Annotated in this window: 15 protein-coding genes; 7 read left to right on the top strand and 8 right to left on the bottom strand. The window is 54.8% G+C overall.

What is annotated here, in order from left to right; all coding sequences use genetic code 11:
• The first annotated feature begins 176 nt into the window (after positions 1-176).
• Complete coding sequence (locus B2T33_RS13555; protein WP_197147262.1) at positions 177-1,247, top strand: EAL domain-containing protein; 1,071 nt, start codon at positions 177-179, stop codon at positions 1,245-1,247.
• A gap of 15 nt (positions 1,248-1,262) precedes the next feature.
• On the opposite strand, the gene B2T33_RS13550 is transcribed toward B2T33_RS13555, so the two are convergent.
• A complete protein-coding gene (locus B2T33_RS13550; protein ID WP_197147261.1) occupies positions 1,263-1,889 on the bottom strand; it encodes a TetR/AcrR family transcriptional regulator in 627 nt (208 codons plus the stop codon).
• A gap of 162 nt (positions 1,890-2,051) precedes the next feature.
• Here B2T33_RS13550 and B2T33_RS13545 point away from each other — a divergent pair, with 162 nt between their 5' ends.
• Positions 2,052-2,891 carry an NAD(P)H-binding protein gene (locus tag B2T33_RS13545; RefSeq protein WP_286792312.1) on the top strand — a complete coding sequence of 280 codons (840 nt, stop codon included), beginning with the start codon at positions 2,052-2,054 and terminating at the stop codon, positions 2,889-2,891.
• A gap of 97 nt (positions 2,892-2,988) precedes the next feature.
• On the opposite strand, the gene B2T33_RS13540 is transcribed toward B2T33_RS13545, so the two are convergent.
• The 7 genes from B2T33_RS13540 to B2T33_RS13510 all read right to left on the bottom strand — a co-directional run bounded on the left by B2T33_RS13540 (position 2,989) and on the right by B2T33_RS13510 (position 9,370).
• Positions 2,989-3,705, bottom strand: coding sequence for a GntR family transcriptional regulator (locus B2T33_RS13540; protein ID WP_197147259.1), 717 nt, complete (start codon positions 3,703-3,705; stop codon positions 2,989-2,991).
• Between the two features lie 55 nt (positions 3,706-3,760).
• The gene (locus tag B2T33_RS13535; RefSeq protein ID WP_197147258.1) at positions 3,761-5,041 is read right to left on the bottom strand and encodes a TRAP transporter large permease; all 1,281 of its coding nucleotides are present in this window, start codon (positions 5,039-5,041) and stop codon (positions 3,761-3,763) included.
• On the bottom strand, positions 5,041-5,493 hold the full coding sequence (locus tag B2T33_RS13530) for a TRAP transporter small permease (protein WP_120226337.1): 453 nt from the start codon (positions 5,491-5,493) through the stop codon (positions 5,041-5,043). The genes B2T33_RS13535 and B2T33_RS13530 overlap by 1 nt, the downstream gene beginning before the upstream one ends.
• A gap of 87 nt (positions 5,494-5,580) precedes the next feature.
• Positions 5,581-6,561 carry a C4-dicarboxylate TRAP transporter substrate-binding protein gene (locus tag B2T33_RS13525; protein ID WP_063088149.1) on the bottom strand — a complete coding sequence of 327 codons (981 nt, stop codon included), beginning with the start codon at positions 6,559-6,561 and terminating at the stop codon, positions 5,581-5,583.
• A gap of 316 nt (positions 6,562-6,877) precedes the next feature.
• Positions 6,878-7,789 (bottom strand): AraC family transcriptional regulator, encoded by a 912-nt coding sequence (locus tag B2T33_RS13520; protein WP_197147257.1) that lies wholly within the window; start codon positions 7,787-7,789, stop codon positions 6,878-6,880.
• A gap of 121 nt (positions 7,790-7,910) precedes the next feature.
• Positions 7,911-9,095, bottom strand: coding sequence for an NADH:flavin oxidoreductase/NADH oxidase family protein (locus tag B2T33_RS13515; RefSeq protein ID WP_197147256.1), 1,185 nt, complete (start codon positions 9,093-9,095; stop codon positions 7,911-7,913).
• Positions 9,096-9,097: 2 nt separating this feature from the next.
• The gene (locus B2T33_RS13510; RefSeq protein WP_197147255.1) at positions 9,098-9,370 is read right to left on the bottom strand and encodes a hypothetical protein; all 273 of its coding nucleotides are present in this window, start codon (positions 9,368-9,370) and stop codon (positions 9,098-9,100) included.
• A gap of 160 nt (positions 9,371-9,530) precedes the next feature.
• On the opposite strand from B2T33_RS13510, the gene B2T33_RS13505 reads away from it, so the two are divergent.
• The 5 genes from B2T33_RS13505 to B2T33_RS13485 all read left to right on the top strand — a co-directional run.
• Entirely contained in the window at positions 9,531-10,430 is a 900-nt protein-coding gene (locus tag B2T33_RS13505; RefSeq protein WP_063088155.1) for a LysR substrate-binding domain-containing protein, read from the top strand.
• A gap of 257 nt (positions 10,431-10,687) precedes the next feature.
• On the top strand, positions 10,688-11,884 hold the full coding sequence (locus B2T33_RS13500) for an ABC transporter substrate-binding protein (protein WP_008890666.1): 1,197 nt from the start codon (positions 10,688-10,690) through the stop codon (positions 11,882-11,884).
• Between the two features lie 141 nt (positions 11,885-12,025).
• The gene (locus tag B2T33_RS13495; protein ID WP_286792311.1) at positions 12,026-12,808 is read left to right on the top strand and encodes an ABC transporter ATP-binding protein; all 783 of its coding nucleotides are present in this window, start codon (positions 12,026-12,028) and stop codon (positions 12,806-12,808) included.
• Positions 12,805-13,512: an ABC transporter ATP-binding protein gene (locus tag B2T33_RS13490; protein ID WP_286792310.1), complete on the top strand. Its 708-nt coding sequence runs from the start codon at positions 12,805-12,807 to the stop codon at positions 13,510-13,512. Before B2T33_RS13495 ends, B2T33_RS13490 begins: the two co-directional genes overlap by 4 nt.
• A 12-nt stretch (positions 13,513-13,524) precedes the next feature.
• On the top strand, positions 13,525-14,273 hold a 749-nt coding region (locus B2T33_RS13485), incomplete at its 3' end, for a branched-chain amino acid ABC transporter permease (protein WP_286792309.1).

Raw genomic sequence — 14,273 nt, 5'->3', positions numbered from 1 at the left:
GTCTTGATTGATCGCCTGCGCCAAACATCGCCGTACAGGATAAAGTGCCGTAGGAATGTATTGATTGATGCAGGATTTATTGTCACTGCGCACCATATGTTACAGTATGTTAATCAGAAGAATTGCCGATCAGGAAAAGCCACCGGCACGAATAAGGACCAGACGGGGAGATTGAGGTGACCTATTGTGAAAAATGTGATGCGGTTCCTGAAATCGCACCTGCAAACGGGACACTCTTTCTCTGGCCGCCAGTTGCCCATACCACCGGTAAAATCCTGGCCGGTGCGAAATCAATCGGCATAGAGGTCGAAAAAACAACGTCTGTTGCAACACTTTCCATTCACTACACCCGTCCGGGTCTGCGAGCGCTGATTGATGCCATATCGAACAGTCTCCTTCCCGAAGAACTGTCAGACACCAAGGCACTGATCATGCCAGGCGTTCGGCGTCCCGAAATCGATGACATCGCCCAGATCACAAGCCTTGGCGCGATCCGTGCAGCAATCGGGGCAGAATGGCTGGGTGACCTGTTGCGCGACAACCGGCTGAATTCGGTATTTCAGCCGATTTTTGACATCAACGACCTTGGTAAACCCTATGCCCACGAATGCCTTGTCCGCGGCGAAAGTGCGACCGGCGATGTAATCAACCCGGGCCAGCTTTTTGATGCAGCCCAGTCCGCGACCTTGCTGTTTCAGCTTGATCGCGCGGCACGTGCGGCCAATGTCCGCAATGCCCACAAGGCAGGCGTGAAAGGCAATCTGTTTATCAATTTCACCCCAAGCTCGATCTATGATCCGGATTCTTGCCTGCGTTCGACCATCGAAGTCGTTGAGGAATGCAATCTTGATCGCAGCAATGTTGTGTTCGAGGTGATTGAAACCGAAAAGGTCCGCAGCACGGCACATCTGAGCGCCATCCTTCAGTCCTATCGTGATTCGGGTTTCCGGGTTGCGCTCGATGATGTCGGATCAGGCTATTCGACGCTGAACATGTTGCCGGAACTGCGTCCCGATATCATCAAGATCGACCGTGAACTGGTCGATCACGTCGATCATGACAAGTTCAAACAGGCAATTGTCAGCAAGCTGATCGCGCTGGCCAAGCAGCTTGATATCGAAGTCATCGCCGAAGGCATAGAACGCCAGGAAGAACTCGATTTCCTGCGTGATCACGATGTTGACTATGTGCAGGGCTTCCTTCTTGGCCGCCCTGCCCCAACACCGTTTGCTGCCAAGGCAGGCTAACCACGCCCGAAACGCCTAAACCCGGGCCATTTCCGCCAGTTCGCGGCCGACCATCCGCTTGTAGCTTGCCACGATCTCTTTGCCCTCACTGCGCGGGACAGCGATGGCAAGCCGCATGGTGGCTTCGCCGGAATACATGATCAGCAAACACCGTGCGGCAATTATTTTGAAATCACCATCATTGCCACGAACCCGCAAGATCGCCTTGGCCAGAAGGTCCGCATTGGCACGGCTGACCTCCATTTCCATATCGCGCAGCGTCTTGTCGGCTTGCGTTCCGGTCCAGATATCGCAAATCACCGGTTCGGCCAAAAACAGCTCGTAATAGGTATCAATCAACCGATCAAAGGCGGCGAGCAAGGCATCTGGCGAATTCACTTCTGCCAGCGCCTCTTCGATGCAATGCAAGGATTCGGCATTATAGCGATCGGCAAGCGCATGAATGATCGACGTCTTATCGGGGAAATACTGATAGAGCGATCCGATGGAAATCCCCGCCTTTTCCGCGACCTCCCCCATCTTGATGGCATCACTGCCTTGGGCTGAAATCAGCTCGCAGGCGACTTTCAGGATGGTGTCGACCCGTTCGCGACTTCTTTTTTGGGTCGGTGCGCGGCGCATTTTTTTCACGTTATCAGACAACGCGTTAGATCCTTTATCCTCGAAATATCCCGGCATCGCTGCGCAGGTTTCACAGGCTTGTGATGGGCCAAAGCTCTTGACGATCAAAATATGAGGATTTATCACATTTGGCAAATGTGAGGATTCCTCACATTTTAAAAACCTTACTCAGGAGCCAATTTGATGCCAACCAATCCCCGCTTTCTTGTTCTTGGTGCGACGGCGAAAACCGGCCGCCGCGTTGCCGAAAAACTCATTGCCCTTGGTCATGATGTGCGTGCTGTTTCACGCAGCACGACACCCGCCTTTGACTGGACCGATCCGACAACCTGGGATGATGTCCTGCGTGATCGCGATGCGGTCTATGTCACCTTCCAGCCCGATCTTGCCGTTCCGGGATCAGATGACATCATCGCAAGCTTTGCCAAGCGCGCGCTGATGCACGGCGCAAAACGCATTGTGATGCTATCTGGCCGCGGTGAAGAAGCCGCCCACCGCGCTGAAGACGCCCTGCGCCATTCCGGGGCGGATGCCACGGTGCTTCGTGCCAACTGGTTCTTCCAGAATTTCAACGAAGACCTGTTCCTGCCTTACATCCAGCAAGGCACCCTGGCCCTGCCCGCAGGTGACACGCCCGAACCGTTTGTTGATGCCAATGACATTGCCGAATGCGCGGTTGCTTGCCTGCTTGATCAGGTCCATATCGGCAAGACCTATGAGCTTTCGGGGCCGAGTGCCGTAACCTTTGCCGACGTCACTGAAATGATTTCCAGTGTTGCCAACCACCCGGTCAGTTTCGTGGCCATCACCGTTGATGAACTGGATGCCGGACTTGAAGCAGACGGTATGCCCGACGAAGTCCGTGGCCTGATCCGCTATCTATTTTCCGAAGTCCTTGATGGCCGCAACAGCCAACCGACCAGCGATATATATGAAATTCTTGGCCGTCAACCCAACAGCCTGCGCAACTTCGTCGAAGAAGCTGCGAAAACCGGCATCTGGGACGTGGCCAAACGCGCCTGATACAACGCAAACGGCGCGCTGCAATCATGCTGCGCGCCGTTTGGTTTATCTTATGCCTACTTGCCGGACGGCCCTATTCCTCACCGCCGCGCAAAGATCAGGAAAACAGTGTTTTGTTTTCTTCGATGATCTGAGGAAGACGTTCCATGGTGCCCGAAAGGTGCTTGCGCATTTCCAAGCTTGCCAATGCGCCATCACCCGACTGGACGGCGTCAATAATCGCCTTGTGACCTTCAAGCACCGAGACCATTTTACCCGCACGTGGCAGATCAAGGGTTCGCACCCGCGCCAGATGACCGCTGCGTGCCGTGATCTGCAAATGCAGGTTTGACTGGTTCACCCCGTTAAACAAGGCCGCGTGGAAGGTTTCATCAAGTTGTTTGAACAGGTCGATCTGTTCGATATCGCCAACCAGTGCTTCCTGCATTTTGACAATGCCCTTGGCCTTGACGACGGCTGGGGAGTCCTTGGCCTCGGCCAATTGGCGGACGACCTCGCACTCCGCAGCAACCCGAAGAAAATGTTCTTCGCGGATGCGGGCAACATCAATCTTGGTTACCACGGTGCGCGACTGCGGATAGGACACCACCAGACCATCTTGTTCAAGGCGCAAAATGGCTTCTCGTACGGGGGATTGGCTGACATTGAAGCTTTCAGCCAATTCCGCCCGGACAAGCGTGGTTTCCGGAAGCAGGGACAGAGAAACAATCTGGTTACGGACTTCTTCGTAGACCAGCGCAGATGCCGGAACATGCATGCTGGTTTTCACCGATCCGTCATGCATCGAAATCAGTCCGCCCGTTGGTGTGTTCATGTTTTTGTGTCTCCCTGGCATTTGCCTACATGCCCCTGTTGGACTGAAATTGTCATTACATCAATGTATTGGGCAACAGCAATGTCAAAGCGGGTATTGCTGCCAGCAGAACGAAGAACAGCGCCATGGCAACAAAGAACGGAATGGATGCACGTGTGTATTCCCCGGTTTTAACCCCCAAAATGCCGCAGACCGTAAACATGATCACGCCGACTGGCGGCGTCAAACCGCCAAAGTTGATCAGGGTGACAATCAGAATGCCCATATGCACCGGATCATAACCGGCACTGACCAGAACCGGCATGACGATCGGGGTTACCAGAAGGATATTGGCCGCACCTTCAAGGAACATGCCACTGACCACCAGCACCCCGACAACCAGGATCAGGATTGCGGTTCTGTTTTCAGTCAGCGTGGTGACAAATTCGGTGATCTGTTGCGGCGCGCGTTCAATCGTCATGGCATAGCCAAGCACTGCTGCCATGATGATCAGCAACATCACCATGCCAAGATCAGAGATCGACCCAAAGATGGCTTCCTTGAGCCGGGCAAAGTTCAGCTCGCGATAGACGAACAACCCGACGGCCAGCGCATAGAACACCAGAAACGCCCCGGCCTCTGTCGCGGTAAAGATACCAAAGCGGAACCCGACAATCAGGATAACCGGAAAGGCCAGTGCCCAGATGCTTTCAAAGAAGCTGGCCGTCAGTTCCTTGGCCTTGGGAAGTTCCGGCAAATCCGGCGTGTAGCCGTTTTTGCGCGCAACAAGCCAGGATGTGATCATCAAAACGATGGTCAGGAAAATGCCCGGCAAAACACCGGCTAGGAACAGCCGCCCGATGGAAACTTCGTTGACAAAGCCAAACAGGATCAACCCGATGCTGGGCGGGATGGTTGCGGTAATGATCGACCCAAAGGCCAGAACCGCCGCCGTATTGGCCTTGGAATAGCCTTTCTTGATCATGCTGGGGCCCAGCAGGCGGGACTCCATCGAGGCATCAGCCACGGCTGATCCCGAAATACCCCCCATCATGAAACTCAGCACAATTGAAACCTGTGCCAGACCGCCTGCCATCCAGCCGGTCAGAAGACTTGCAAACTTAACAAGGCGATGGGTGATCCCCGTCACGTTCATCAGATTGCCGGCCAGAATAAAGAACGGCACCGCCAGAAGCGGGAAGCTTTGTGTGGCGGTGACCATTTTCTGGATCACAACCGTCGGCGGCATAGCACCCGTCATAACAAAGACCGGAATGGAGGCAAGGCCAAGTGCAAAGGCAACCGGCATCCCGCAGATGAGGAAGACTGTAAACAAACCTGCAATCAACAACAGCATCAGTTGATCTCCCTGTTGCGAATGCGTCGAATAAGTTGGGCAACCATGGTTCGGATCATCAACAGAATGCCGACAACCATCGAAGCATGAATATAAGAAGCATTGATCTGCGCGGCCCCGACCAGGCGCGGATGCATCAAAATCATGTTTGTCCACGCATAGTTCAGAAGGAACGCAAGAAATCCGATAATCACCAGAATATTGATGATTTCCACCCATGCGCTTGCCCGTTTGGACAGGATTTCACGCAATATCTGAAGACCGAAATGCCGGTCTTCCTGCATGGCAATGTCGGCAGCCAACATGCAAAGCCAGGCAAAGATCAGTTGCGCCATTTCGACTGACCAGATGATCGGCGATCCCATGGCGCGCGCCACAGAGGCCACCGCCACAAGAATGACCACAGCGACAAGCAATATGCCGCCACAGGCAAACTCAATCCGCTTGAGCATCAATTCAATTTCCATTGTGAAGTTTGAAGTGCGTTGCCCGGTATAAAAGCAACGCACTTTCGCTAGGCTACCAGAAGGTTCGTGGTCTTAGCGACCAAGAACCTTGTTAACAACAGCGGCTTCTGCTTCGAGTTCGAGCATCTGGTAAACCGGTTTGACGGCTTCCTTGAACGGTGCCAGATCAACTTCGCTGACCTCAACGCCACTTGCAGCAACGTCTTCAAGCGCCTTTTCACCGAGCTCGATGGTCAGGGCCGAGGCATAACGACCATTTTCCACGGCCAGATCACGAACGATTTTCTGGTTTTCCGGTGAAATTTCGTCCCAGGCTTCGGCACCGACAACCAGTGCGGTGACAAGCTGGATATGGCCGGTTTTGGTGACGTTCTTGATCACTTCATAAAGCTTGGCGTTCCAGATCGCGGTCGGCTGTGCTTCGGCGGCGTCAATCGTGCCAAGCTGAAGGGCGCTGTAGACTTCGCCCCAGGCAATCGGGGTCGGTTCTGCACCCATCGCACGGATGGTTTCAATCCAGACCGGTGCACCGATGGTACGCATACGAACACCCGAAAGATCGGCCGGGCTTGAAATCGGCTTCTGCGTCAGGGCATGGCGCGCGCCCTGATACCAGTTCGAGGCAATCATCACGAGGCCGGATTTTTCACGCAATTCTTCACCCCAGGAAATGTATTCATCCGAAAGGGCAAATTTGTCAGCCTGTTCATAGGTATCGAACAGGAACGGTGCCGACATGATAGCAAGTGACGGCACGAAACTGGACAAACGGGCGACATCGGTCACGGTACCGACAGCAGCACCCGCACGCGCCTGATCGATCATTTCAGTGGTGTCACCAAGCTGCGAGTTGTGGAAAATCTCGATCTCCACATCGCCGTTGGTTGCCTTTTCCACATCCGTTTTAAACTTTTCAAGTCCCTGTCCCATCGGATCATTCGGGGCCAGAACGGTCCCGATCCGAAGGGTTGTTGCCGCGTTTGCCGGCATGACAGCGGCCAGTGCGCCTGCGACGACTGCACACAGTCCGAGTGATTTCATAGTGAGTTTCATTAGAGACATCCTCCCGATGGATTGGCTTTTACCAAAATTGATATTTTAGTTGCTTTGAAATTCTAGATATCTCGCCTCTATCTTGTCAACGAATTTCTCAAGCCTGTAAATTTGTTTATTTTCAATAACTTGAATAAAAATCATCCCTTGCCACCGGGCAACTTGTCAGTGACCGGACAATGATCACCGCAGACAAACGCGCCCGAAAGCACACCAATCAGACGCCCTGCTCAGCGAGCTCGGTCAGAGGACGCGACAGCAAAAAGCCACCTGATCAGATGGTTGGATCAGGCGGCCAATAGAAAGACGGGAGATGTTATTGGGAAATGCTGCGATATTTCGCAGGTGTCAGCCCGGTAAAGCGGCTAAACCGCGTGGTCAGATGGGCCTGACTGGAAAAGCCGGTTTCAAGCGCGATTTCGGCAACCGGGGCGTTGCCATCACGCAACATATGCATTGCGCGTTCGATCCGCCGACGCAGAACGAATTGGTGCGGTGCCTCGCCGACGGTTTTGCGGAACATGCGGGCAAAGTGATAAGCCGACAAATCAGCAACGTCTGCCAGTTCTTCGATGGTTAGCGGTTGATCAAGGTTGGCATCGACAAAATCAAACACCCGGCGTTTGATCACAGGCGACAACCCACCGCGGACCTTGAAACCAAGATCACGGCGCGTTGAGTAACTGCGCAGCATATGGCCCATCAAAAGCTGCCCGGCATTCGACATTGCCATCCGATCGGCGGGCACCTCCCAATCAAGTGGCAACATTGCCTGCCGCACAGTCTGTTCGATCAGCGGATCAAGGAAAAACGTCTTTTCCGGGACTTCGACCGCATTGGGTTCAATGTCAAAGGCCTCGACCACGGCGCGTTCCCAGGCGGCATGCGGAATATAAACGTGAAACAGCTCCACCTCGCCATGCACCAGCCAGTCCGATGTCAGATAGGCCGGCATCAAACAACACCGACCGGGACCACCGCCACTCATCGGGTCTGCGCCGATCTTGCGCTGAATGCCCGTACCGCCATTGACATAGAGACTGATGGTGTGGTGATCAGGATCGGTATAGCGGGTCAGGACATCTGCCTTGCGCCGCCAGTGGGCCGCCGAGATGCTTTCGCCGAAATCACCCGCGCGCAACAGGTTCGCATCCCCAATCAATTGATTGAAGACTTCAAACTTCTGATAGCGCCCGTTGGGCTGAAAGGATGATGCGGTCTCTGCCATTTTCTGTTCCTGACATGAAGACCACATCATCGCATTGTGATCTGGATTTGCAAAGCAATGCGCATGCAACCCTGACCTGTTTTGCGCAAGAATGTGAAAACGCCGCCCATCCGCGTAACGATCAAATGCCGAAATGCCGCAACCAAATCCGCGCCCGGTCCGCATCCCGCGCTTCGTAGGCGGCAAGGACCTGATCCAGATCATCAAATTCCGGCATTTCCATCCGCCCTGCCAGCGCCGTCAGTCGCATGGTGTACCATGCCGTAATGCCACCAGTCGGCGCATGATCAAAACGGGGAAAGACCGGATCATGGTAATCATCGCATTGCCAGATATCTGGCAGGGCGGGCTCGATAACCAGTGCGCGCGCCAGTCCGACGATATCGATGACGCCGCTATTCAGCGCCTGCTCTGCCTGTGCGCGGGTCTTAAAGCCACCGGTCAACATCAAGGGCTTGGTGGTAACCTTGCGGGCCCGCTTGGCGAAATTCATGAAATAAGGCCCGCCGCCAGCACCATCAGAGGCCGCCTTTGCCCCCGGAAAATAAGTGCTGCCACTGATATCAATCAGATCGATTTTGGTCTGATCAAGCGTGGCGACGACAGCCAAGGCATCATCTTCGCTTAGGCCACCTTCAAGCTGATCGGTGGCATTCAGTTTGACTGCCACGACGAAACCGGGCCCGACGGCTGCGCGCACGGCACCAATGGTTTCAAGTAGCAACCGCATGCGATTGGCAATCGGCCCGCCGTAGTCGTCGCAGCGCTTGTTAAACAGCGGTGAAAGAAACTGACTAAGCAAGAAGCCATGGGCCGCGTGAATTTGCACCCCGCCAAACCCGGCATGCTCAGCAAGTTTGGCAGTTCTTGCAAATTGGGCCGGGATTTTACGGATTTCATCATCTGTCAGTGCCGCACATTTCAGGTCCGGAAGATCAAGCGCACTCGGCCCCTTTGGCGTGCTGGTCGGGGCATAGGCAAGTGCGCCGGCATGACCAAGTTGTAGCCAAAGGTTACTGCCCTTTACCGAGCCCTGCCGGGCAAGCGTGCGGAACCGGTCAAGGTCCGCATTATCATCGAGCACAAGATTACCGGGCTTTTCGGCATATCCCGGTTGCGCCTGTACTTCACCGATGATCGACACCCCCACCCCACCCTCGGCCCAGCGGCGGTAAAGCCGATTCTGGGCCTTGGTCGGGTGGCCGGTGCCATCCCCAAGCGAGTCCGACATTGCCGATTTCGCAATCCGGTTCTTGAGGATGACACCATTTGGAAGCTCCAACGGTCTGAACAACGGATTTTCCAAGATCAATGATCCTTGCGCGACGGGGATGGCCAATTCAGAACCAGTCCCGACAGGACATCCCCCGGTTCGGTGATGTACGTGCCATGTGTGCGGCGGCCCTCATGCAGTTCCGCCGCACTCAGGTGAGACATGCTGGTAGCAGTTGCTACATCACGCAAAGTTTTGGCGGCAGAGGCTTTCCGGATCGCGCGTTCATTTTGCCAGGCTTCGATGGCCGCACGCAGGTGACCGACAAGGCCCAGCGGGGCATGTTCGAAAGATGTGATCGCTTTCATGATGAGAATCTCCAATCTGTGTTTATCCAAGATTGAGGATTCCTCATTGATTAATCAAACGAGAAGATCTAATCTTATCTATTAGAAAAACTCACAGCATAAGTTTCGCGCTATTGTTGCGAAACGCACCCATCGCGTTCCTTTTACCAAGAGGCCGATCATGAATTCCCCGACAAGCGTTGTTCACAATCTTGATCTCGATCTTGCCAGAACGTTTGTCGCGATCTGCGAGACTGGCAATTTTTCACGCGCGGCCGAGAAGGTTCATCGCAGTGCCTCGGCGATCAGCCTTCAGGTCAAAAAGCTTGAAACCATGGTCGGGCGGGAATTGTTCAAACGCGAAACCCGCAAGGTAACCATGACCGAGGATGGCGAGGTTTTGCTGGGTTATGCGCGGCGTTTGCTTAAACTCAATGACGAGGCGATGTCGCATTTTCATGCCCCGGAATTTGCCGGCACCGTGCGGCTTGGCGTCCCGAATGACACCGGCATCGTTGCCATTCCCGAGATCCTCAAACGGTTTGCGCAAACCCACCCGCATGTTGATATCGACGTCAATCTGGGTCCGACACGCACCCTGCGTCAGGCCATCCATAAGGGCGATCTTGATATCGCAGTCTTCAGTTTTGATGCGGAGCTTGATCGCCAACCACCGATCCACGCCGAACCGCTGGTCTGGCTGGGCGCGCGTCATGGCAGCGCGATTGACAAACGCCCCCTGCCGGTATCGATGGCCGAACCCGGTTGTTACTGGCGGACCATGGCACTTAAGGCGCTTGATGATGCGGGGGTAAATTACCGCATCGCCTATACCAGCGAGTTTTGCCAGGCACAGATTGCCGCCGTGCGGGCCGATCTGGCGATTGCGCCGCTTCCGATCAGTGTGATTTCAGATGATCTTGTGCATCTTGGCCCGTCGCACGGCCTGCCGGAAATCGGTGAATACCGCATGACCCTGGCCAAGCGTGATGGTCATGGCGCGGTCGAGGAGGCATTGGCCGAACATGTCATTGCCGGGTTCCGCAAGATTTCCGAACGCGGCATGCGGGTGTTTGCCTGATCACCCGGGCATCATAGCCCCCTGTTGCGCCCCATATATAGCGGTCGTCGCCCGCCGTGACATCAAGAAACTCACGCAATCACAGGTGTGAACTCAGCCACACATGAGTCCACCCATTTGGTCGCGAAACCTGCCGCCAACCGCCCCATATGCAAGAGCGTTTTTGTAACTTAAAGTTAAGAAACTGGAAACGCGTTGTGTTTTCTGTATACTGCCCCACGAATATAAAGGCCCAATAAAACAGGGAAGGCTACACTATGGGAAAACTCTCTACCCTCCTCTTCTCGGCAGCACTTTCGACGGCTGTCGTCGCAGGCGCATCTGCACAGGAACAGGTAAAGATCGGCATGCTGCAAGGCTTCACCGGCCCGACGGAATCACTCGTCAAGCCGATGGCACTTGGCGGCGAATTGGCCATTAAGGAAGTTTCCGACAGCGGCCTGCTGCTTGGCGGGCGTGAAGTTGTTTCGGTACGCGGTGACAGTACCTGTATCGACGCAGCAGCAGCCACCGCGGCGGCTGATCGTCTTGTGACGTCTGATGGCGTTCACGGCATTAACGGTGCGACCTGCTCTGGCGCGACCACGGCCATCCTGAACAACGTTGTCCGCGCAAACGGCATCGTCATGATTTCGCCGTCGGCAACCTCGCCGGCGCTGAGCGAAATCGAAGATGACGGGTACTTCTTCCGTACCGCGCCGTCGGACGCACGTCAGGGCCAGATCATCGCTGAAATCCTTGATCGTCGCGGCATCAAATCGGCTGCGCTGACCTATACCAACAACGACTATGGCAAAGGTCTTGCTGACGCCATTCAGGCGGCATACGAAGCAAAAGGCGGCAAAATCACCGCCGTTGCAGCCCATGAAGACGGCAAAGCCGACTATTCTGCTGAAATCGGCACCCTGGCATCTGCCGGTGGTGAAGTTCTGATTGTTGCCGGTTACCTTGACCAAGGCGGCAAAGGCATCATCCAGGCATCGCTTGATACCGGTGCGTTCGACAAATTCGTCCTGCCGGACGGCATGGTTGGTGAAGCGCTGACCGACAACTTCGGTGATATGCTTGATGGCTCGATCGGCACCAACCCGGGTACTGACAGCCCGGGCGCGTCCATGCTGGCCGAACTGGCTTCTGGCAAGGGCTTCAAGGGTGATGATCCTTATGTCCCGGAAGCGTATGACGCATCTGCCCTGCTTCTGCTGGCCATGCAGTCGGCTGGTTCGACCGATAGTGCTGTCTACAAAGACCACATCCTGAAAGTCGCCAATGCACCGGGTGAGAAAATCTATCCGGGTGAACTGGCCAAGGCGCTTCAGATCCTCGCTGATGGTGGTGACATCGACTATGTCGGTGGTACCGCGCTCGAACTGATCGAGCCGGGCGAGTCCGCTGGTAGCTTCCGTGAAACGGAAATCAAGGGCGGCAAGTGGGAAACGGAGATGTACCACTAAGCCGATCATCCTTTGATCGCTAACGACGCTGGAACTGTCAGAGACTTCGGTTTCTGGCAGTTCCTCTATTACCGGGTCGTCACCGCAATATTTGGTTGATCTCCCTGGTACAGAACGCATGACAAGGGTCAAAAACTCCCAATGATACGGGTCGAAAACATCGCCAAGAATTTCGGCGGCATTCAGGCAGTCGATGGCGTATCGCTATCCATTGAAAAAGGTTCCATCACCGGCCTGATCGGGCCGAATGGTGCCGGTAAAACAACATTGTTCAACATTATTGCGGGCGTCTTTCCGCCGTCTTCGGGGAAGATCTTCCTGGATGACGAAGACGTAACCCACCTTGAACCGCACGAACTTTTCCACAAGGGCCTTTTGCGAACCTTCCAGATTGCGCACGAATTCTCGACACTGAGTGTGCTGGACAATCTGATGGTGGTTCCGGGCAACCAGCCAGGCGAACAATTGCGCCATAGCTGGTTTAATTATTCCCGCGTCAAAGAAATGGAAGCCCAAAATTACGAGCGTGCGCTTGAGGTGATCGATTTCCTTGAGATTGACCATATCAAGCATGAGTTGGCGGGCAATCTTTCCGGTGGTCAGAAGAAACTGCTGGAACTGGGCCGCACCATGATGGTCGAACCCAAGATCGTCTTCCTTGATGAAGTTGGTGCCGGCGTGAACCGTACGCTGCTTAACACCATTGCGACCTCGATCAAGCGCCTTAATGAAGAGCGCGGCTATACCTTCTGCCTGATCGAGCATGACATGGATTTCATTGCCAGCCTGTGTGATCCCGTGATCGTCATGGCCGAGGGCAAGGTCCTGACCGAGGGCACGATCGAAGAGGTCAAGAATAACGAGGAGGTCATCGAGGCCTATCTCGGCACAGGTCGCAAGCATGAACGGAAGGTGCCGTCATGAGTTTCTTAAGCGCAACCGGCATGACCGGCGGCTATGGCGGCAGTGATATCCTTCATGACTGCACGATTACCGTTGAAAAGGGCGAGATCGCCGTTGTTGTCGGCCCCAATGGTGCCGGCAAATCCACCGCGATGAAGGCAGTGTTTGGCATGCTGAACCTGCGGCAAGGATCAGTGGTTCTGGATGGCAAGGACATTACCAACCTTGCCCCGCAGGAACGCGTGCCCGAGGGTATGGGCTTTGTACCCCAGAACCGCAACGTGTTCGTTTCGATGACGGTCGAGGAAAACCTCGATATGGGGGCCTTCATCCGCAAGGACGACAAGATCGAGGAAACCAAACAACAGATTTTCGATCTGTTCCCGATCCTTGGCGAAAAACGCAATCAGCCCGCAGGCGAGCTTTCCGGTGGTCAGCGCCAGCAAGTCGCGGTTGGTCGGGCACTTATGACCCAGCCAAAGCTGCTTATGCTCGATGAGCCGACCGCGGGTGTTTCGCCAATCGTGATGGATGAATTGTTCGACAAGATCGTCGAAGTCGCCAGAACCGGCGTCGCCATTCTGATGGTTGAACAAAATGCCCGTCAGGCGCTTGAGATCGCCGATCACGGTTTTGTCCTGGTGCAGGGACGCAACCGGTTCACCGATACGGGCGAAGCCCTTCTCGCCAACGAAGAAGTTCGCCGCTCCTTCCTGGGCGGCTAAGTGGGGACTTGAATGGAAATTCTTAACGCACTCGCGCTGTTTACCAATTTTGTGGTCGTTCCGGCGACTGCCTATGGTGCACAGCTCGCCCTTGGGGCGCTTGGCGTCACACTTATTTTCGGCATCCTGCGCTTTGCGAACTTTGCGCATGGCGAGTTGATGTCATTTGGCACCATGATCACGATTTTGGTCACCTGGTTCCTGCAAAATATGGGCATTTCTATCGCCCCCTTCCCGACCGCCCTTCTGGCTTTGCCGATCGGGGTACTGGCCGCCATCAGCATGGCGCTTGTCATGGATCGGATGGTGTTTCGGTTTTATCGCAAGCAGCGCTCAAACCCGATTGTCTTTGCCATTGTGTCGGTCGGCGTGATGTTCCTGATTGCCGGTATTATCCGCATTGTCATCGGCCCGGCGGATCAAAGCTTTGCCGATGGCGAACGCTTTATTATTGGCGCAATTGATTCACGCCGCGCCTTGGGCCTTGATGAAGGTATTGCGATCAAGCAAAGCCAGTTGATCACGGTTGTTGTCACCGCCATTGTCGTGGCATGGCTGTTCTGGTTCTTGCAGAAAACCCGATCGGGCAAGGCCATGCGTGCCTATTCCGATGACGAGGATCTGGCACTGCTTTCGGGGATCAATCCGGAACGTGTTGTGATGATCTGCTGGGTTATCGCAGCGGCACTGGCGGCCATCGCCGGCACGCTTTATGGCCTTGATAAGACCTACAAGCCGTTCATCTTCTTGCAGATCCTGCT

This window comes from Thalassospira sp. UBA4513, assembly GCF_002388495.1.
GTDB lineage: Bacteria > Pseudomonadota > Alphaproteobacteria > Rhodospirillales > Thalassospiraceae > Thalassospira > Thalassospira tepidiphila.
This window is presented reverse-complemented; position numbering and strand designations above follow the sequence as displayed.